Below are 20,685 nucleotides of genomic sequence, written 5' to 3'. Positions count from 1 at the left end.
GAGCACCCATTTGTGTCGGTCGACCCCTGATTTCTGGCAGCAGATTAGGCACTGTTTCTTTAATTTTTATTGCTATTTGTCTCTAGAGTTGAACGAGCAGGATGGAAACCGAGCACATGGTAGCGACCGGGGCAAACGCCCTTGCATCAGACCCTGATGAGCGCCTCGTCGGATCGGCCGATAAAACCACAGGCTGCAACCGACAGACGGTCGAACTGCGCCTGGCGCGGCTGGATGATTTCGCCTCCGCAAGTGACTTCATCGCCCAGCTGGGCGAGGACAGGCTCACCCTGCCCTACCATGAAGCGTCCTGGATCAAAGCCTGGCAGACAAGCTTTGGCGAGATAGAACGCTGCGAACCGGTTCTTGTCGCAGGTTTTCTGGATGAGCAAGCCGCCTTCTTCCTGCCGCTTGCCCTTCAGAAGAAGGGGCCGCTGCGCGTTCTTAGCTTCCTGGGTCAGAACAAGGCCAATCAGTCCACGGGACTGTGGCGCCGTTCAGCCGTGGGCGCTGTGGCACCAGCTGTTCTACAGCGGCATTTGTCGGCGCTCGGAAAGACGTTCGAGGCGGACCTTCTGCAATTGGCCAATCTGCCGGAATATTTGGGCGAAAGCCCCAATCCGCTTTGTTTGGGTGAGCTCGTTCAAAGCCCGAGCCCGGTTTTCATCGGGCCCTTGTCAGACGATTTTGATGATCTGTTCCGGACCAGTCACAGCAAGGCCGCGCGTAAAAAACTGGCCAAGAAACAAAAGTCCCTCGAGGCTGCCGACAACTTCCAGATTGTCTGCGCGACGACTGACGCTGACATCGAGCGCGGACTCACTGCCTTCCTTGAGCAAAGAGCGGTGCGCGCCGCAGCGACCGGAATTCCGAATGTCTTCACGGGCGAGAAGGAAAAGCTGTTTCTCGAAACCCTGCTGAAGTCAGGCCAGCAACAGGAAGAGACTGGATTGAACCTCTGGTGGCTGGAATGTGAGGGCGAGATTCGGGCGACCTATCTCAGCTGCCGGTCGGGCGACCGGCTGATCGGTTATGCCAACAGCATTTCCCATGATAACATGACAGCTCACAGCCCAGGCGTCGTGCTGCTGAAGGAAATCATCGCGAGAGCCTGCGCGGACCCGGGCCTCCATTGCCTCGACCTTGGCCTTGGCGATGAACGCTACAAGCGATCCTGGAGCGAGGCGGTCGCGCTTTTCGACAGCTCCACGCCCCTGACGTTCAAGGGCAAGATGGCGTTTTTCGCCTTCAGCAAGAAGCAAGTCCTGAAAGCGCGGATCCGAAAATCAGAGACCCTTTGGCCGCTCGTGCGCAAGATGCGCGCCCTGAAAGCACGTGTGCGGCCGAGCTAGATTTGCACACATCGCTTTAAGCACCGGATCCATAAGTCCCGATGCAAATCAGAGCGCATCGCCTTCATTCAGCGTTGGCGGCTTTCCAGTGCTTGGTTATTAAAGCAGGCTCCAGCGCAAATGCAAAAGTATATACGAATGCACCGAGCCACAGAGTGTTCAGCGCAATCAGCAAAAGCTCCGGCGGCATGAGCACATACTTTGGTGAGAATTGACTACTATTGAATTTTACGATTGGCGTTATTACAAATACAAATACAAACCCAAAATACGCTACGTAAAAATCTTTTCTGTATTTAAAATAGTTAAAACCACTTTTATTTACAATATATTTTATCTGGCACGTAGAAATATATAATAACATCAATACATACAGTATACAAAATACAAATAATATCATCATTGATTCTAAAATAGAATAATAATCAGCCCCATATCTATCGACTATTTCTTCTAAAAATAGCCAATCCGGAAGAAGGACGCGGGAAATCCTGTCAATAAAATCAACGGAGAAAACCGTAAAACCCATCATGTGGAAGATACAGTTTGCGAGAAAAAAAACAACTATAGCTCTGTATACGCTCTGGTATTTGGCCTTTACGCGATCTTTTTCCATCACCTTCCCATAAGCTTATGGGATTTTTGGATCCCTATACGAAGCACAACCTATAGCCGTATAATATATCTGTTGAACGATTTCGAACCCGTCACTGCCTTTCCTGTACAAAACTGGCTCAACCGTGAAAAAGCTGGATATTTTCGGCGCTTAGGCCGCCCGACCCGACCCGCGGCGCTTTTGGTTGCCCTGAGCAATCACCTCGACTGCAGCGCCCGTGTTTCGAGCCAGAAGGCGCGCTGCGCTCTTCAGCTCATGGTCATAGCTCGCATCGCCGGACATCAACAGGACACGATCGGCCCTGCGCAGAAGATTTGCGCTCGCAAGCGAGCCGTCAATGGCTCCAAGGTCGATCACGACCGCATCATAGGTGTCGGCGATGGCGTCGACCGCCATCTGGAAGCGTTCGCCGTTGGCCATCTGGTCATCGATCTGCTGGGTTCCGGCTTCAATGATGTGCGCCGGAGAACCGGCATCGCGATAGACCACCTTGGAAAAGACCACGTCGCCAGCGACGAGATCGGAGAAGCCTTCCGCCGCTTCCGGTGTCCCGATCTCCGGAAACACTTCGAGAAGCAGCACGCCCGCCCCTTCTTCCGCGGCGCCGCGTGCCATCTCGAAGGCGCGGTTGTGTGACACAGCGGGGTCGTCGACGCTCAGCACGACTATAACGCCCTCGACGGCAAGCGGTGCCGGGCCGTCTTCGGGCGCGACCGCAAGAGCAGCATCAATCTTGCTCGCGCGATCATACTGTTGATCGGCGCGATCGGGCTGAATATCACGCTTGTCTTCACGAGCGCGTGCCGCTGGTTTGGCAAGGTCCACCGCGCGTTCCAGCAAGGTCTTGCGGCTGGTCTCCCTGATCGCCTTTTCCTCGGGTTCGGCAGCGACAGCAGGCTGCGGAGCTGGTTCTGGTTCGGCCTCAACGTGTCTCGCGTCGGCAGCCATCTCCTGAACATAACGGGCTGCGGCCTGTTTTTCATCGCCATAGGAAAAGCTCGCAGACATGGCGACGCCCTGGGCAGCGGCCGAGGAAGGCCAGTTGCCATAGTGCCCGCCGCCCGGAGGTGTCGGCTCCTGCGGCTGGCGCAGCGACGCGGAATCATAGGCCACCGGATAGAGCACGTTGCCCGATAGAAACTCGCGCATGATCACGAAGGTGCAGCCGATCACGAAGGTCGCCAGGGCGGCAATGATCGTGATGGCGATCACCTTCGGCGCGTAGGGTTCGATCGGAACCGCCGCCCGTGAAATGATGCGCGCATCGGCTGGCAGGGCCTGCGCCCGCAGCCGGGTGTCGGCATCGCGGAAACTGCCGATCAGCTGATCCAGCTGACGCGCCTTGGCATTTGCCTCCCGCTCCAGCTCCGCCAGACGCACCTGGTCCGAATTGGTCTGGGCCGCAGCGACCTTGAGCTCACCAAGACGTCCTTTCAGAGCCTCAGCCTGCTGGTTGGCGACCTTGGCGTCGTTCTCCAGACCGACGAGCACCTTGCGCGCTTCTTCGCGGATGAGCCGGTTGTAGTCAGCCAGCTGCGACTGCAGCGCCTTCAGCTGCGGATGGTTCGGCAGCAAGGTGATGGACAGTTCAGCGATGTTCGACTGGATCGCCACCTGCCGTTCGCGCAGACGCTGAATCAGGAGAGAGTCGAGAACTTCACTCGCGGTTTCGAGCGAGCCACCGGATTTCAAGAGCTCCCGGATCAGGTCCGCCTTCGCCTGGGACTCCGCCTTGTCGGCCTGCGCCTGCGAATAGCTGCTGCTGATCTCCGCCAATTGCTGCTGGTTCAACGTCAGATTGTCGGTTCCCATCAGGAGATCGGCATGAGCGCGAAAATCCTCGACCGCCTTGCGTGCGGCCTGGACTTCCGCTTTCAGGCTTTCGATCTGGGGTTCCAGCGATGTGGTGGCAAATTCAGTGGTCTTGCGCTTTGCGCTGGACTGAAGGGCAATATACTCATCAAGAATTGTGTTGGCGACGGCCGCGGCCAGTTCCGGATCCTGTGCGGAAAAGTCGACGGCAATGACGCGCGAGCCTTCAAGCCGGTAGATTTCGAGGTTTTCGTAGAAGACCTTCAGCACCCGCTCTTCGGGAGAAATGCGGGCCGGATCGCGGGAGATACCCAGCATCACAAGCGCATCGCTGACAATGCCCGCACCGCTGTCGGCCTCGAATTCGGCAATGGACGCAAGACCAAGGCGCTTTGCGACCCGGCGCGCCAGATCAGCCGATTTCAGCAGCTGCACCTGACTGGCAACACCTTCATTGTCGAGAACCGCCCGTTCCTCTTCAACGCCGCGTGTGGTGCCGGGATAATCGGAGTCCTTGCTCTCGATCAGCACCCTCGCCTCGCCCCTGTATTTGGACGGAACGAACTGAAGGACTAAAAAGACACTTGCCGCGACGATGAAAACCAGCGGCAACAGCCAGCGCAAGGCGCCGCCGATTGCCCTCAGCAGGCCAGCCAGGTCGAGCGCCATGTCATCATCTTGCACCGCGTTGCGGGTCGAACTCATTTCAATACTCCAGAACGAACTCCGCAACTATGACGAATTAGGGTAAGCGATCGGTTAAGCCCCTGTCCGGCGCACGGAAAGCGGCGTTAATTTTTGTCTCGGCAATTTTGACAGTGTTTCATGGCCGTCCGAAATCTCTTCACCGAGCATTAACCATGACTTGCGATGGTGCGAATGACCTTTAGGAGAGTCGTGAATGCCCATCAGACTGTTTCTTGTTCTGGCCATGTGCGCCAGCATGGTGGCTTGCAGTGGCTACAAGCGCCCGCCAACCGCGTTCCATGAAACGCTGACACAACCCTATCGCCTGGATTCCAGCGACAGGCTGCGGATCATCGTGTTCGGTCAGGACGACCTCTCCAATACCTATGTCATTGACCAGGCAGGCTATATTTCCTTCCCGCTGGTGGGCAGCGTGGCCGCGCGCGGCAAGACACAGCAGGAGCTGTCAGCCGAGCTTGGGCGCAAGTTGCGTCAGGGTTACCTGCGTGATCCGGACGTCTCGGTCGAAGTCGACACCTACCGCCCCGTCTTCGTCATGGGCGAAGTGCAAAACGCGGGCCAGTACACCTATGTGGCAGGCATGACCGTGCAGAATGCCATAGCGACCGCAGGTGGTTTCTCGACCCGGGCACAACAGCAGGATGTTGACATCACCCGTCAGATCAATGGTGAAATCCTAAACGGCCGTGTGCCTATTTCGGACCCCTTGCGGCCGGGAGACACGATTTACGTCCGCGAGCGCTATTTCTGATCCTGTCCCTGGGTTAACCGGGGACTCATCTCCCTTCTCTACAGTGCAGGCATTCAGCTTCACGGGTTCAAAAAGAAACCTGGAGGCTGCAACAGGGAGCCTGCACCATGACCAAGGATCCGCTCCGGATCATTCACTGCGTACGCTCGCCGATCGGCGGCATATTCAGGCACATCAAGGACCTCGCGACCAGCCAGGCAGCGGCAGGTCATGAAGTCGGCCTGATCTGTGACAGCACGTCCGGCAGTGACTACGACAATGCCATCGTCGAAGACCTGCGCCCGCAGCTTTCGCTCGGCGTCGCAAAGTTTCCGATGCAGCGTCAACTCACGCTTCAAGACCTGCGTGCGACACGTGACCTTTACAGACATATTCGCAGCCTCAAGCCCGACGTTCTTCATGGCCATGGCGCCAAGGGCGGCGCGTATGTGCGGACCATCGGAACGTTGCTGCGCTTTCAGGGCCAGGAAGTCACCCGGATCTACTGCCCGCATGGCGGCAGCCTCCACTACGATCCAAACCGGCTGGAAGGACGCGTCTATCACACCATCGAGCGCCTCCTGTCGCGTTTGACGGACGGGTTGATCTTCGTATCCGACTATGAATATGCCGCGTTTGAAACCAAGGTTGGTCACCCGCAGGCCCCGGCCCGGGTCGTCTACAACGGTCTTCAGCCGAGCGAATTTTCTCCGGTCTCCGAGAATGAGGACGCTGCGGACTTTCTTTACATCGGCATGCTGCGCGATCTGAAGGGCACCGATCTCTTCATTGACGCGCTCCACAACATCAAGCTCAAGACCGGCAAAGCGCCGACGGCACATATTGTCGGCGAGGGTCCGGACGAGACCCGATATCGCAAGATGGTCGAGACGCTTGGCCTGAGCGACACTGTCACCTTCCATGGTGCACTGCCGGCGCGTCAGGCCTTCCGCATGGCAAAATGCGTGGTGGTGCCGTCGCGGGCTGAGGCGATGCCTTACATCATTCTGGAAACGGTTGCCGCACAGCGGCCGCTGATCGCCACCCGTGTCGGCGGCATTCCGGAGATTTTCGGCCGCTATGCCTCGCGTCTGATCGAACCGGGTCACATCGACAAGCTGACCACCGCCATGGAACGGGCGATGGCCAACCCGGAGGCGATGCAGGCTGCTGCAGTTGAGCAGCGCAGCTGCCTTGCCGAGACATTCTCCATCGACCTGATGAGCGATCGCATTACGACGCTCTACCAGCAGGTCCGCGGACAATTGCCAACTGACAAACCCATTTCAGCCCCCGCCGCAAGCGTTTCATCGACGTCATCGGCCCAATCCGTTTATGCCAGATCGAGCAACAGATAATGAAAAACCTGGCGCCAGAAGCAGACAGTTCTTCAGAGCCAAACTCCACCTTTCGGTCAGCCCCTGATCTGAGGAGCAGGTTGACAAGCGGCCTGCGCCGGACCGGCGCAGAGCCGACCGCGCCAATGAGCCATGAGACCAATTCGGCGCCGTCCGGGCCTTCGGTCCACTCGCCGGCCAGCGGCGGCCTGTCGAACGAGGCACAGGAAATTGCAGAATCCCTGCATGATGACGGCGTATCGGTGCCAGTCCTGACGGGAACCGTTCGCCTGGTGGACATGGTGCTTATCGCCGCCACCGGCGTCATCGCAGCCATGACCGAGGCGGGTGCGACGCAGCTAGGCCTGGTCCATGGCATTGCCGTGGCGATTGCCATGCTGTTCTCCCTCGCCTTCTTTCAGGCCTCCGACGCCTATCAGGTGTCCGTCATGCGACGGGGCCTGTCCCAGATCGGCCGGATCGGCGCTGGCTGGACGCTCGTCTTTGCCATGATCTTCCTCATTCAGATGACCACGGGTCTCGGGTCCGGCCTGTCCCAGAACTGGATCGGCGCGTGGTTCGTCCTCGGAATGACCGGGCTCGTGAGCGCCCGTCTCGTGGTCTATCGCATCGTCCGCCACTGGATGGAAAGCGGCCGCCTGGAGCGCCGCGCCATCATCGTCGGCGGCGGCACGGCAGCAGCCGACCTGATCCATGAACTGGAATCCCAGTCCGACAATGATATCCGCATTTGCGGTATCTTCGATGACCGTGCCAACGACCGCTCCCCGCCGGTCGTGGCCGGTTATCCGAAGCTTGGCAACATTTCGGCCCTGGTCGAGTTCTCGCGCCTTGCCCGGATCGACATGCTGATCGTCTGTATTCCGCTGCGGGCCGAACAGCGAGTCTTGCAGCTGCTGCGCCGGCTTTGGGTGCTGCCCGTCGACATTCGCCTGTCGGCCCATACGGACAAGATCCGCTTCAGAAACCGCGGCGCGTCCTTCATCGGCACGGTTCCCTTCGTTGACGTGGTGGAAAAGCCGATCACCGACTGGGACATGGTCGCCAAGCGCGTGTTCGACGTCGTGTTTGCGAGCCTGGCCCTCATCGCCCTGTTTCCGGTCATGATCGCGGCTGCGATTGCCATCAAGCTGGACAGCAAGGGGCCTGTGTTCTTCCGCCAGAAGCGCTACGGCTTCAACAACGAGATCATCGATGTTTTGAAGTTCCGCTCCATGTACACGGAAATGGCCGATCCTGACGCCAAGTCGGTTGTCACCCGGAACGACAGCCGGGTCACCCGGGTCGGACGCTTCATCCGCAAGAGTTCCATCGATGAATTGCCTCAGCTGTTCAACGTTCTGCGTGGTGACCTGTCCCTCGTCGGTCCCCGCCCTCATGCGGTCAACGCCCATACGGACAATCACACCTGGGACGAAGTGGTCGACGGTTATTTTGCCCGCCACAAGGTGAAGCCCGGCGTGACCGGATGGGCCCAGATCAACGGCTGGCGCGGCGAGGTCGACCGGCCGGAAAAAATCCAGAAGCGGGTCGAATGCGATGTCTACTACATCGAGAATTGGTCGATCCTGTTTGACCTGAAGATCCTCTTCATGACCCCCTTCAGCCTGTTCAACACAGAGAACGCCTATTGAGCATGGGGACCGCAGATCCCCGGACGATTGGCACCGTCCGGCCACGGCTTCCGGTGCGCGCAAGCAGCATCGGTGACGGAGCCCTGTGGCTGGCCGCCTTTCTGTCCGGGTTCGTGATCCGCGAACCTGCCCCTTACGAGCTCTATATGGTCGGCCTGACCGTCGTCTGGCTTGCCTTCGACCTGAAGCTGCGGCGCGAGTTCGGTCCGCTGATCGTCTGCATGATGCTCTACATCACCGGCGGCATTGCCGCGATCCCGCTGGCGCGGGAGATGGACGATGCCATCATCTATATTGCCGTTTCAGGCTTTCTCGCCATCACGGCGATCTTTTATGCCGCCATTCTGGCAGAACGGCCAGAGCGTTATCAGCTGATCGAAAAGGGCTATCTGGCCAGTGCCGTGCTCGTGTCACTGTTCGGCATCGCCGGCTATTTTCACTTGTTTCCCGGCGCCGATTTCTTCACGCTCTATGATCGGGCGCGCGGCACCTTTCAGGACCCCAATGTCTTCGGCCCGTTCCTGGCCCTGCCCACCGTCATCCTGATCCAGCGGCTGTTGACGCAGCCCTTGCGCCTGTCTCTCGCCTATCTGCCGGCGCTCGCGATCCTGGTGCTGGCGATCTTTCTCAGCTTTTCGCGCGGCGCCTGGGTCGTGCTCGCGGCAGCCTCGATGATCGTCTACCTTCTGGCGCTCATCACCGAGCAAAAGGCGGTCCGCCGGCTGCGCCTTCTGGCGCTCGGCGCCCTCGGCATCGTCGCGCTCATTGCGCTCCTCGGCGTTGCCCTGTCCATTGACAGCGTCGCGGAAATGTTCGAGCAGCGCGCGCGCCTTGTGCAGGACTATGACGGCGCGCGTCTTGGCCGCTTTGCCCGCTATGCCCTTGGCTTCCAGCTGGTGATGGAACATCCGCTCGGCCTGGGAGCGCTGGAGTTCAACAAGTATTTCCCCGAGGATGAGCACAATGTCTATCTGAAGGGGTTCACCACCTATGGCTGGCTCGGCGGCACGGTCTATCTGCTGCTGGTCGGCTGGACGCTCGCCCGCCTGACGCCGCTGCTGTTCAAGGTCCGCGACTGGACCCCCTTCGTCCATTGCCTCTTTGCCATTCTGGTGGCCCATGTGATCCTGTCGATCATCATCGATACGGACCACTGGCGGCACATGTACATGCTGTACGGCCTCGCCTGGGGCCTGATTGCGGCCGACAGGCTCGAGCGGCCGCGCGGCCTGCACTTCTCTCGCACAAGAACTGTGGACCAAGGCGCATGAAGCGCCTTGCGCTGAGGCAGCGAACCGGTTAGGTAGGTCCCGTTCGGGCAGTAGCGCAGCCTGGTAGCGCACTTCACTGGGGGTGAAGGGGTCGTCGGTTCAAATCCGGCCTGCCCGACCATTTTCCGAACATTTTGGCATTTTCATCGATAGGTTGATCGAACTCCGGTCAACCTTTGATCGGCCTGCCCATGGCTTTTTCGCGATAGTGCAGCGCGCAACTTCGTTTGGCAAAACGCGCAACTTCACTTGGCATCCAGTTTTAAGTTTGGGCAATTTGTTGCTTTCGGACCAGAGCAGCCATTTGATGTCGCTCCTATCAGCTTCCGCTAAGCGCCCTCAATTCGGTCATTCAGCTGCTTGGGTTCAACTTCCACCACCGGACATTCGTTGCGAGTCGAACAAACGACCGGGATGCGGACAGAGCGATCTTTCGCTGCGGCTGCGCCAACGGCCGATTTTTGAAAGCTGCTCGTCCAAATAATCGGCCTATTGCCGACCGTTGGTTTCCCAATTGTCAAACATGTTGCGCAATTTTTCGAGGACGCGAGGAAACCGCTTAAGTTAATATCAAGCCGGTTTTATCATCACTGCGGTCACTGTTGCGCATGTGACAACCCAAGGCGCTAGAAAAGATGGCGAGAAAACCCCCAGTTTCACAGGACGCGCGATTTCACTATGAAATTTGGTCCGGACCGAGCAAAGAACACGAAGCGCAAAAACCAAGCATCAGTTACGTTGAAAATCATAATGCAGACTGGGATTATGGATTAGCCTCGGACGATTACAAGTTGGCTACTGATGCTTTGATCGCTGAACAATTGAGCAATCCGCACTTGGGAAATTGGACTGCACCCATTTGCCATCTCATCCGGCAAACTATGGAACTACAGCTCAAATCTTTGCTTCAAATGATTGCTTGGAAGACGGGTGCTGCAGAAAACAATCTCACATTCACCCACGATTTGGGTTCACTATGGTCCCGTGGCAGAAGTTTCCTGATCGAGAACGGTTATGCCATAGCAGATGACAAACGTTTGAAATTTGCAGATCGATTGGTTGAAAACCTGCACGCGATCGATCCGGCTGGTGACCTCTTTCGTTTTGGGACTTCCAAACATCAAGCCTTCGGAAAACTCAAAACCTATGATCGGGTCGGATACGATCAGGGACTTTTGTTTACGGAATTTGACCGGGCACATTCGTGTCTGGCCCATTGGACTTCGGTTATAATGCGGCAAATGATTGCGGAAGAAGAAGGATGGACAGAAGATCCGTACTTTGATGCGGATGATTTCCCCAGAGATGATCCAAACATGGAGCCACCTTCTGGTGGAGAATAAGTTTTGAAAAATTGCTCTGCAATCTTGGAGATTGATCGTCAACGCAAGGGGAGATCGGAGCGCCAGTTAGTTATGTCACCGAGCGCGGACGCCGAAGCTTTCACGCGTGCCTCCATGCCCGGATCAACATTCGGCCCAAACCCAACCGATTTGACGGCGGTACGATAACTTTCTTCCCACAGCGGTAATTCTACGAAGCGTACGGGGCCATAATGACCCTCTCTTTGTTGAACAGCCAACGCAGGTGTTTCATCCCCGTCGCTGCGGTTTCCACCCGAATCGAATAGCCCGTACTCCGCTTTGCTATCAGTGATCGTCAGCCGAGATATGCGTATCTCCATTTCCGAGCGAAACCGTGGGTCCTTGAATGCGTATAGATCAAGTACAAACCAAGTCGCGAGTTCCGCCAGTTCATCGCGGTCCTCCGGATTTTCTTCATACCGGCTTTGCAGCATCGCAAGGCCGGCATTCACAAAATCTCGCAGATAGTCGGGATCATAAGAAACACGTCTAATTGCAATACCGGCGCGCTCAGCGAGCCAATAGGCATCGAGCCCCAGTACACAGCCTTTGCCCCCATCCGCATATCTGTCCCATAGTCCAGCATCGTCCGGGTCTTCGGTGAAGCAACCGATCATCATAACAGTCGCTGGTTCGTGGGTAATCAATTTGATATTCACCAAGAACCGGGGCACTTCTTCGATCCAGACTTCGCGATTTTGATATGCTTCTATGAATTTTGACTTTGCATATAGATACTCGGACTTATCATTCATCATCGAAAATTCTGATAAGCGCAGCACATTGCTTTGAAGAATAGCTTCTGCTGCCTCGACAGAAGTGTAGTGGTACAGAATCTGCCCCTGTACGGCCTCATAAAAATGTTTCACTAGGGACGCTCGCTATATTGACTGCTCACTCTTTTGCGCAAGCTTGCACCGTCAAAAAGCGCAGTGTTCAACGCCTTGCTCAACAATTGCTGCACCCTCTGCTATAGTCACAACATTTGTACGCGGTTCATCCGCACCCGTGGCCGGAAGAGCAACGTAATCCTCTCCCATCATCATTTTGTAATGTCCACCTTGATCAGTTCCCTCGAAAATTCTTTGGAACACGTTGAGGTTGCGTGCAATCATCTAAGCCAAACATATTGCCTCCCAACAACGACCCGATCCAATGTCAGCATCCTTATCTCGATCAAAAGAGACAATCAGCACGATCAAGTCAAATGGCAGCTTTCCCTCATCATTGCCCGCAAGCCGTCAGTCCGCTTCTGGCCCCAAGCTGGTCATGAGTTCAATTCGCAACCGACATCCCAAACCACTACCGTCTTACAAGATAGGCAGCCTTGAGAGTTCTCCATGCATAAGCCGCTGCCAGGGGGGCGACTCCGTTACCGGCTGACCGGGATCGCTTTACCCGGTTGGCAATCCCATTCGCCAATCCAAAGAATTCGGGTTGAAGATCCAGACGCCCGGACAGGTGCGTGTCCCAGGTTTCAAGGTCACATGGAGAGGGTGCGAAGATGGGTAAACCGGCTTTTTGAAGGTTCGTTAAACCCATCCCCGTCATGGTGAGCCAGAGGGTCGTCCTGAACCGGAAAGCGCCCTTGTCGACCTGGTCAATGACAAGCGAGCCGTCGTAATCATCTGCCCCAAATGCCGGCTGAACAAAAGAAAAAGGCCACCGCTCGGTCTGAGCGATGGCCGGTCGTCTTTGCGTCCGCCAGGTTACCTGCCGGTGATCCAGGGCGCTGCAATCAGAATGGCCAGTGCCAGCATCTGCATGGCGATGAATGGCAGGAGCGACCGGAAGATGGTTCCCAGCGATATGTCCGGAGGCGCGACGCTCTTCAGATAGAAGGCCGCGGGCCCAAATGGCGGCGACAGGAAAGACACCTGCATGTTCATGCAAAAGAGCACGCCGAACCAGACGGGGTCGTAGCCAAGCTGCGTGATGATCGGCACGAAGATTGGCATGGTCAGAAGGGCAATGCCAACCCAGTCCAGGAACATGCCGAGGACGAACAGGATCAGCATCATGAACAGCAATATGATGGTCGGATCGTCCGAGATGCCGGTGATCAGCGCCGAAACGAACTTGATGCCGCCCATCAGGTTGAACACGCCAACCAGGGCACTGGCTCCGATCCCGATCCAGACGATCATGCCGACGGTCTGAAGGGTCTGCAGCGCCGCCCCTTTCAGCAGGCCGAGCGAGAATTCGCCGCGCAAGATGGTGGATACAAGCACGCCGGCGACGCCGACAGCCGAGGCTTCGGTGATGCTTGCCACGCCGCCATAGATCGAGCCTAGGACACCGGCCACGACCAGCAGAGGCAGGAACAAGCCTTTCAGGAGCCGAAGCTTTTCACCTATGGAAACAGGCTCTTCGTCGGGAATGGGGGCAATGGCCGGGTTCAGGTAGGCCCGGATCAGCACATAGGCCACATAAAAGCTCGCCAGCATGAGGCCGGGGATAAAGGCGGCGGTGAAGAGATCGCCGACGGAGACGTTCGCGGTCAGACCATAGATGATGAGCACGATGGACGGTGGCACCATCGTGCCGAGTGCACCGCCTGCGCAGACCACGCCGATCGCGAGCTTCTTGTCATAGCCAAGCCGGAGCATCTGCGGCAGCGCGACCAGGCCGAGCAGAACAACCTCCCCGCCGATGATGCCGCTCATCGCCGCCAGAATGACAGCCACCACGATGGTCTGAATGGCGACGCCGCCCCGCAGGCGCCCGCCCAGCAGTTTCATCGCATCGAAGAGATCGCGCGCAATGCCCGATCGGTCCAAAATGGCCGCCATCAGGACAAACATGGGCACGGAAACAAAGACGAATGACGATACGAAGGTGTAGACCCGGCTCGTGATCAGGGGAACGACCATCGGCCCGAACCAGCCAAGGGCGAACACCAGGGCAACGAGCAGCGTCACGAACGCCAGCGGAATGCCGGAGACCAGCAGCCCCAGGAGCATCACGAACATCAAAAGGGTACCGCTCTCGATCCCGAGCGATTGAAAAGATCCGAAAATGTCAGTCACCGGCGCCCCCGCGCGTAGTTAAAGGCCAGGAGCAGAAACTGGACGGCCATGACCGCCAGAACGGCCAGGAGAAAAATCTTGATCGCACCTGGATAGACCGGGTCCCAGGCACTGCCGGACCGCTCCAGACGGAAGCTGCCATCAGGCCGAAATGCGGCTCGGAGAACCATGGTCCACGCCGCCCATGAAAAAATCGCGCTCGCACCGGCGCAAACCAGCGAAATCACGATGTCGAGAAGCCTGCGCAGACGCCTGGGCAGAACGTCATAGATCAGAACGACCCGGATGTGCTTGTCGCGCGCAGTACAATAGAGCCCGCCGTAGATGAAGGCCGTTCCGCAGAGAAAGATCGTGGTTTCATGCGCCCAGATGGTCGGCGCATTGAACAGGTAGCGAAGCAGCACTTCATTGATGAGAATGACCATCGACAGGACGATGCCGATGGCGAACACGATGCCACCCCGGTCGATCCACCGGCCAAGCATCCCGGCCTCGGCAATGGCACCCGGGTCTTCTTTTTCGATTGCGTGAGCGTCTTCCAAGTCGGACACCTGAGCTTCCCTCCTTCCAATAAAAACGGGCGCCAGGGGCGCCCGTTCTCATTTAACCACTCAGATCACTGCATCAGGCCGTTTTCTTTGAGGTAGCCGGTCAGGACGTCATAAACGCGCTGCGCGTTTTTGGAGCGGCCCGCAACCTTCTCCCATTCGCCCTTGGCGATGGTGCGGAACTTGGCACGTTCCTCGGGTGCCCAGTCAATCACGGTCACTTCACCGCCTGCCTTGGCTTCCTCGATCGCCTTCATGTCGCGTTCGGCCAGCGCTGCAACCTGGCTGCGGGAAAACTCGGCAACACTTTCGGTCAGGGCTGCCTGTAGGTCAGCCGGAAGGGCATCCCACTTGGCCTTGCTCATGGAGATCTCGACCAATGGCATGGAGTGGAAGCCGGGATACACGGGGAAAGGCGCAACGCCGTGCATGCCCTGGGCATGGTTGGTCGAGAACACGGTGTAATCCGCCGCATCGATCACGCCCTTGTCCAGCGCCGTGAAGACCTCGGAGCCCGGCAGGTTGACCGGAGCGGCGCCAGCTGCCGCAAAGACCTGCTGCACGAGCCCTTCAGGTGCGCGCATCTTCAGGCCCTTAAGGTCATCAACACCGTTGAGCTGGACCTTGGAGACGAAGGCCTCAAGGCCGGGTGTGGTCGCACCGATGAAGTGCAATCCATAGGGCTCAAGAAGCTCATTCATGAGTTCCTTGCCGCCGCCGTTGTCCATGAAGGCAAACATTTCGTCGGGAGACGACCAGGCGCCAACCGGATTGGCAACGAGACCAAAGGCCGGGTCCTTGCCGGAGAAATACGACGTGTCTGTGATGTGACCGTCGAGAATGCCGGCCACGATCGCATCCTGTGTTTCGTTGTGCGCAACAATGGATTCCACAGGCAACAGTTCGATGGCGATACGCCCGCCCGTCTTGTCGCTTATGCTTTCAGCCCAGCCTTGCTGCAGCTGAAAATTCGGATTTCCGGCGGGATCGGATGACTGAAAACGGAACTCGAAGTCCGCGGCCAGCGCCGAAGAGGCAAAGGCCCCGATGGCGACGGTCGCCAAAGCGATTTTGGAAAATTTCGTCAACATTTTTTTCCTCCCAGGTTGTGCTGCATCGTCCGAAATTGTCAGACAATGCTTTGTGCGGGCGCACCCATGCGCCGCAATTCATCAAGTGCCGTCACGACCACATCGTCGATCGGCACATTTATCTCGAGGGCAATGCCGCTTTCATCGTCTTCAAGCGGCTCCAGAATATCCAGCTGACTATCCAGCAGCCCGGCTCCAACGAAATGGCTTGTGCGTGCTGCAAGCCGTTCGGCAATCAGCGCCCGGGGACCGGCCAGGTGCAGAAAAACGCTATTCCCAAGCGCGCCACGGATACGATCGCGGTAGGCGCGCCGAAGACAGGAGCACGCCACAACGGCGCCACCCGTCGACTGGACCTGCCGCTTTGCAGCGGCGGAAACCGCATCAAGCCAGGGCAACCGATCCGCGTCGGTCAATGGCAGGTCCCGAGCCATTTTGCGCCTATTCTCATCGCTGTGGAAATCATCGGCCTCCACCATCGCCACGCCGAGTGCGTCGGCCAGCCGGCGGGCCAACAGGCTCTTCCCCACACCGCAGACCCCCATCACAAAGACAGGACTTGCAGCGACGGGTCTTGAGGCATTCCCCCCTGTCTCCCCATGATCCATTTTTATCGTTGCCCTTGTTTCTTCACGGCACATACAAAATGACAGCGCTAACATTTGTCAAATGATTAGTTTTCATCTAAGTTCAAAACCCGTAATGAATGAATGATAAATTACTGATTTTACGAGGTAATTTGAAAGCAAATTTATCAGATGTCGCCAAGGAAGCCGGTGTTAGCGCTATAACAGTGTCGCGCGCACTTCGCCATCCGGACAAGGTGTCGAAGAAGACGCTGGACAAGATCATGTCCGTCGTCGACCGTCTCGGCTATATCCCCGACCCCGCCGCGCGGGCGCTCGCGGTCGGCAAGACCAATGTCATCGGTGTCGTCGTTCCCTCGGTCACCAACAACGTCTTTTCAGACGTCATGCGCGGCATCTTTGAGACATCGGAGGGATCTAAATGGCAGATCCAACTCGGAAATTCGCGCTACTCGCCGCTGGAAGAAGAACGGCTCGTACGAACCTTCCTGAGCCAGAAACCGGCGGGCCTGATCCTGTCGGGCCTTGAGCAATCGGAGGCGACCTCGAAACTGCTGATGAATGCCGACTGCCGGATTGTCCAGATCATGGAATGCGGCCCGGCGCCCTATGACATGATGATCGGCTTTTCCCATATCGAAGCGTCGCGGGTCGCAACGCGCCACCTCCTCGAAAAGGGTTACAAGAAACCCGGTTACATTGCGGCACGGCTCGATCCGCGCAGCCAGCGGCGCCTGCAAGGTTTCGAAGAAGTCACCACCGCTGCAAAGCTCTACGATCCGGCACGGATCGTGACCACCCCCCGGCCCTCAACCGTGACGCTCGGCTGCGAACTCACCGCAGATCTTTTGTCCAAGGCACCTGATACCGACGCGATCCTCTGCAACAATGATGACCTGGCGCTCGGCGCACTGTTCGAATGCCAGCGGCGGGGATTGAACACCCCGAACGAAATTGGCATCTGCGGTTTCAACGACCTGGAGATGATGGCCGTGGCCAATCCTGCGATTTCCAGCGTACGCACCCACCGCCTTCAGATTGGACAGCAAGCCATGAGCATGATGGACGCGGCCCTGGCTGGCCCCGAGCCCGACCCGAGCGTCATTGACGTCGGCTTCGAAATGAGTGCGCGTGAAAGCACGAACCGCTCCGCCAAATAGGCGGTAACTCGGCGGCGCGGCAGAAACATTTTTCGCCAATATTTTCAATTCAATAGAGTGGATTTCTGGCAATCTGAATCATGCAGTTGGCATCTGAACATTCGCCACATGCGGTTCCGAGATTGCGGACATGCGCGGGCCGCAGGCCCCTCAGGGATCGTATTCCATGGTCAACGTCAGGCTCGCCCCCTTGTCGACCTGGTCAATGACAAGCGAGCCGCCGTGATGTTCGGCGACGGACAGGGCAATGGCCAGTCCAAGGCCACTGCCGTCGGAGGGTTCTACCTGCGAAAACCGGCCAAACGCCGCATCGCGTTGTTCCGGTGAAAGCCCCTTGCCATCGTCGGCGACCGTGACGCGCGCAGCCACCTCATCGCAGGCGCAGTGAACGCTGATGGCGCTCAAGCCGTCACCACCATGTTTGAGCGCATTGTCGATCAGGTTCTTGATGGCCTCGGCAACAAAGAACCTGTCGCCACAAACCGGTATCGCCTGGTCGGGAGCAACCAGTTCAAACTCGATGCCCCTGGACAGAACAGAAGGGCCGATATCTGCGCAGATTTCCTGCACCAGGGCTCTCAGATCATATTCCACCGGTGCTGTCTGGGTGACGGGCTGCTTCAAGCGCTCCAGTGACAGCAGCTGGTCGGCAACCCGTGCGGAAGCGCGGGCCGCATTGACCAGTTCTGCTGTTCGCAGGTCCCTGTCGGCCATTGTAGGGGCATCCCTGACGGCCTCTGCCATGGACTGAACCGCCGCCGCCGGATTGCGGAGCTGATGCGCCGCATCGGAGATAAACACCTGTTGTGCCCTGATGCTTTCTTCGACCTGCCCGAACAGGCGGTTCAGCGTTCGCACAATTCCCTGAACCTCGACAGGGACCGGACGTCGGATTTCACTCAGATCGTTGGGCGAGCGAATGGAAATTGCGTCCTGAAGGTCCAGCAGAGGGCGCAGGCCGCGTTCGACGCCGAACCAGACGACCAGGGCAAGGGTCACCAGAAGCGCGACCATGACCGCCACCAGCCGGATCGCCAGCTCAATCGCGAAGGCCTGACGATCGGCCAGTCTCTGCCAGACCGTGACCGTGGCGTCGGCGGTCAGATTGTCCATCGTGATGCGTTCGGTCACGCTCAACACCCTGACGCGTTCGCCGCGATAAGTGGCCTCGAAAAAGCGCGGCGCATAGCCTTCATCGGCGCTGCCCCCGGGCAACGCCGGCGGATAGGCGTAGCCGGTGATGTAGATGCCGCCAGGTCCCGTCGCGTGGTAAAAGACTTCACCGCCCGAAACGTCTTCGATCAGGTCGCGGGTTGAGGGCAGCAAGGCGTCGCCATCCGAGATGGCCACATCTCGGGAAATGGCCAAAGCGGCGGATAGAAGTGTCCTGTCGAAAAGCTCTTCCGAGGTTTCCTGGGCGGTGGTGTAACGCCAGTATCCCAGGAGTATGGCCATCAGAACGAGGGGTGTCAGGATGAGCGCAAACAGCCGGGTTCGCAGCGAAGTTCCACGCCAGATCATCCAGTGACCTCAATCATGTATCCCAGACCACGGGCGGTCTTGATCGAGATGCCGTGCTCGGCCAGACGGCGCCGCAGCCGGGAGACATGCGGCTCGATCGCCGTGTCGTCCATATCGGCGCCAACCCCATAAACGTGATTGATCAATTGCGACTTGGAGACAATGCGTCCACGCCGCTCGAGAAGGCATTCCAGAACGGCCAGTTCGCGGCGCGGAATTTCCAGTCTTTCGCTGCCGGCCCGCACCTGTCTCGTCGTGCGATTGAACTCCAGTGCGCCAAAGGTCTCGCTGACGCCGATCTCGAGATCCTTGCGCCGCGACAGGGCCCTGATCCGGGCCTCCAGCTCATCCATCTCAAAAGGCTTGACCAGATAGTCATCCGCGCCCGTGTCCAGCCCCTGGACACGGTCTTTCGTTTCACTGCGTGCGGTCAGAAGGATCACCGGCGTGCTGTCTGCCCGGGCGCGCAATGAACGCAGAATTTCAAGTCCGCTCTGTCCGGGCAGGTTGATGTCGAGCACCACAAGGTCGGCGCCGTCCTGCGACAGGAACACATCCGCATCATCGCCATCATGAAGGATATCGACCGCATGTCCACGATCGCGGAGCCGATAGGCAATGGCATTCGCCAGGGCCTTGTTGTCCTCTATGATGGCAATTCGCATTTTTCTTGCTCCTGCAAGCTTATTGCAAGGTTGGCTTTCAATGGTGGCGACATTGAACGGGGAATCAATCCCCGAAATCATAGTGACATGCTCTGAGGCGAAGAGGCGCTAAAGTGCATGTCAGGTCAACTGGGAGGATCTAATGACCATTTCTAGCTTTGTGCGCAATGCTGTCTGCGGACTTGTTGCCACCACCGCCTTGACTGCGCCTGCAGTTGCGGAAGTCGATTTCGCCGGCAAGACAATCGAATGGGTGATCCCGTTCTCCGAGACAGGCGGTTCAGCCAAATGGGCCAACTTCTTTGCGCCGCTTCTGGCTGATGCATTGCCGGGCAAGCCCACCGTTGTGGTCAAGTTCATGCCGGGCGCCGGCTCCACCAAGGGCGCAAACTGGTTCCAGAAACAGAAGTATGACGACGGCACGCTGCTTTTCGGATCTTCCGGTTCGACACAGTTCCCCTATCTGCTTGGTGACCCTCGTGTTCGCTATGAATACAAGGACTGGAACGCAGTCATGGCTTCCGGCACCGGCGGCGTCGCCTATCTGAATGCCGACGATGGCGCAAAGTTCGACGGCACCGCGAATGCCCTCAAGGACACGAACTTCATTTATGGCTCCCAGGGCGCAACCCGTCTTGATCTGGTGCCGCTTCTCGCCTGGCAGATGCTTGGGATGAAGGTCGAGCCGGTCTTCGGCATCAAGGGCCGCGGTGATGGCCGCCTGATGTTCGAACGCGGTGAAGCCACCATCGACTACCAGACATCTTCCGGCTACCTGAAGGGCGGCGTCGACCTGGTTGAACAGGGCAAGGCCGTGCCGATGATGACCTGGGGCGCATTGGACGCCGACGGCAACATCGTTCGTGATCCGACGTTCCCAGACATCGCGACCTTCAAGGAAGTCTGCGAAGCAACGGATGGTTGCGAGACCTCCGGTGAAGCCTGGGATGCCTGGAAAGCCTTCTTTGTCGCCGGGTTCCCGGTTCAAAAGCTGGCCTTCCTGCCTGCAGGCACGCCGCAGGATGTCATCGACACCTACACCGCTGCCTTTGAAGCGGTCGTTGCCGATGCAGACTTCGCGAAGATCTCCTCAAAGCGCGTCGGCAAATATCCGGTCTTCACCGGTGAAGGCGCACAGACAGCTCTTGGGACGGCGACAAACGTTCCGGCGGAAGCAAAGACCTACGTCCTGAACTGGCTCAAAGAAGCCTACGGCGTTGAGCTCAAGTAAGTTTCAGC

At 57.8% G+C, this 20,685-nt stretch carries 17 protein-coding genes and 1 tRNA gene; 9 read left to right on the top strand and 9 right to left on the bottom strand.

Annotation, left to right across the window (positions count from 1 at the left end):
• Nucleotides 1-116 precede the first annotated feature (116 nt).
• Complete coding sequence (locus IG617_RS02410; protein ID WP_192106950.1) at nucleotides 117-1,352, top strand: GNAT family N-acetyltransferase; 1,236 nt, start codon at nucleotides 117-119, stop codon at nucleotides 1,350-1,352.
• A 64-nt stretch (nucleotides 1,353-1,416) separates the two neighbouring features.
• Here IG617_RS02410 and IG617_RS02405 read toward each other — a convergent pair whose 3' ends face one another.
• On the bottom strand, nucleotides 1,417-1,968 hold the full coding sequence (locus IG617_RS02405) for a hypothetical protein (protein ID WP_192106947.1): 552 nt from the start codon (nucleotides 1,966-1,968) through the stop codon (nucleotides 1,417-1,419).
• 150 nt (nucleotides 1,969-2,118) lie between these two features.
• Entirely contained in the window at nucleotides 2,119-4,485 is a 2,367-nt protein-coding gene (locus IG617_RS02400) for a GumC family protein (RefSeq protein WP_192106945.1), read from the bottom strand.
• Nucleotides 4,486-4,711: 226 nt separating this feature from the next.
• On the opposite strand from IG617_RS02400, the gene IG617_RS02395 reads away from it, so the two are divergent.
• The 6 genes from IG617_RS02395 (at nucleotide 4,712) to IG617_RS02370 (ending at nucleotide 10,824) form a co-directional block, all read left to right on the top strand.
• The gene (locus IG617_RS02395; protein WP_420826134.1) at nucleotides 4,712-5,239 is read left to right on the top strand and encodes a polysaccharide biosynthesis/export family protein; all 528 of its coding nucleotides are present in this window, start codon (nucleotides 4,712-4,714) and stop codon (nucleotides 5,237-5,239) included.
• Between the two features lie 107 nt (nucleotides 5,240-5,346).
• Entirely contained in the window at nucleotides 5,347-6,576 is a 1,230-nt protein-coding gene (locus IG617_RS02390) for a glycosyltransferase family 4 protein (protein WP_192106942.1), read from the top strand.
• 125 nt (nucleotides 6,577-6,701) lie between these two features.
• A complete protein-coding gene (locus IG617_RS02385; RefSeq protein ID WP_192107395.1) occupies nucleotides 6,702-8,210 on the top strand; it encodes an undecaprenyl-phosphate glucose phosphotransferase in 1,509 nt (502 codons plus the stop codon).
• Nucleotides 8,211-8,212: 2 nt separating this feature from the next.
• Nucleotides 8,213-9,481: an O-antigen ligase family protein gene (locus IG617_RS02380; protein WP_192107393.1), complete on the top strand. Its 1,269-nt coding sequence runs from the start codon at nucleotides 8,213-8,215 to the stop codon at nucleotides 9,479-9,481.
• Nucleotides 9,482-9,525: 44 nt separating this feature from the next.
• A tRNA-Pro gene (locus tag IG617_RS02375) sits at nucleotides 9,526-9,602 on the top strand.
• A 514-nt stretch (nucleotides 9,603-10,116) separates the two neighbouring features.
• Nucleotides 10,117-10,824: a hypothetical protein gene (locus tag IG617_RS02370; protein WP_192106941.1), complete on the top strand. Its 708-nt coding sequence runs from the start codon at nucleotides 10,117-10,119 to the stop codon at nucleotides 10,822-10,824.
• A 38-nt stretch (nucleotides 10,825-10,862) separates the two neighbouring features.
• Here IG617_RS02370 and IG617_RS02365 read toward each other — a convergent pair whose 3' ends face one another.
• From IG617_RS02365 to IG617_RS02340, 5 genes are all read right to left on the bottom strand, one after another.
• On the bottom strand, nucleotides 10,863-11,714 hold the full coding sequence (locus IG617_RS02365) for a hypothetical protein (RefSeq protein ID WP_192106940.1): 852 nt from the start codon (nucleotides 11,712-11,714) through the stop codon (nucleotides 10,863-10,865).
• Nucleotides 11,715-12,554: 840 nt separating this feature from the next.
• Nucleotides 12,555-13,817: a TRAP transporter large permease gene (locus IG617_RS02355; RefSeq protein WP_192107390.1), complete on the bottom strand. Its 1,263-nt coding sequence runs from the start codon at nucleotides 13,815-13,817 to the stop codon at nucleotides 12,555-12,557.
• 53 nt (nucleotides 13,818-13,870) lie between these two features.
• Nucleotides 13,871-14,425 (bottom strand): TRAP transporter small permease subunit, encoded by a 555-nt coding sequence (locus IG617_RS02350; RefSeq protein ID WP_209008212.1) that lies wholly within the window; start codon nucleotides 14,423-14,425, stop codon nucleotides 13,871-13,873.
• 65 nt (nucleotides 14,426-14,490) lie between these two features.
• Nucleotides 14,491-15,513: a TRAP transporter substrate-binding protein gene (locus IG617_RS02345; RefSeq protein ID WP_192106938.1), complete on the bottom strand. Its 1,023-nt coding sequence runs from the start codon at nucleotides 15,511-15,513 to the stop codon at nucleotides 14,491-14,493.
• 38 nt (nucleotides 15,514-15,551) lie between these two features.
• On the bottom strand, nucleotides 15,552-16,058 hold the full coding sequence (locus IG617_RS02340) for a gluconokinase (RefSeq protein ID WP_276529803.1): 507 nt from the start codon (nucleotides 16,056-16,058) through the stop codon (nucleotides 15,552-15,554).
• Nucleotides 16,059-16,252: 194 nt separating this feature from the next.
• Between IG617_RS02340 and gntR the strand changes: the two genes are divergently transcribed.
• Nucleotides 16,253-17,260 carry an HTH-type transcriptional regulator GntR gene (gene gntR, locus IG617_RS02335; RefSeq protein ID WP_254170405.1) on the top strand — a complete coding sequence of 336 codons (1,008 nt, stop codon included), beginning with the start codon at nucleotides 16,253-16,255 and terminating at the stop codon, nucleotides 17,258-17,260.
• Between the two features lie 150 nt (nucleotides 17,261-17,410).
• Here the strand turns inward: gntR and IG617_RS02330 are convergent, their stop codons facing one another.
• Both IG617_RS02330 and IG617_RS02325 read right to left on the bottom strand, forming a co-directional pair.
• Nucleotides 17,411-18,781, bottom strand: coding sequence for a sensor histidine kinase (locus IG617_RS02330; protein ID WP_192106934.1), 1,371 nt, complete (start codon nucleotides 18,779-18,781; stop codon nucleotides 17,411-17,413).
• Nucleotides 18,778-19,446 carry a response regulator transcription factor gene (locus IG617_RS02325; protein ID WP_192106932.1) on the bottom strand — a complete coding sequence of 223 codons (669 nt, stop codon included), beginning with the start codon at nucleotides 19,444-19,446 and terminating at the stop codon, nucleotides 18,778-18,780. The genes IG617_RS02330 and IG617_RS02325 overlap by 4 nt, the downstream gene beginning before the upstream one ends.
• Before the next feature lie 142 nt (nucleotides 19,447-19,588).
• Between IG617_RS02325 and IG617_RS02320 the strand changes: the two genes are divergently transcribed.
• On the top strand, nucleotides 19,589-20,677 hold the full coding sequence (locus IG617_RS02320; RefSeq protein ID WP_209008210.1) for a type 2 periplasmic-binding domain-containing protein: 1,089 nt from the start codon (nucleotides 19,589-19,591) through the stop codon (nucleotides 20,675-20,677).
• Nucleotides 20,678-20,685: the final 8 nt, after the last annotated feature.

The organism is Roseibium polysiphoniae (assembly GCF_014842925.1).
GTDB classification, from domain to species: domain Bacteria; phylum Pseudomonadota; class Alphaproteobacteria; order Rhizobiales; family Stappiaceae; genus Roseibium; species Roseibium polysiphoniae.
Note: the sequence above shows the minus strand (reverse complement) of the source record. Positions and strands in the feature narration are given on the sequence as shown.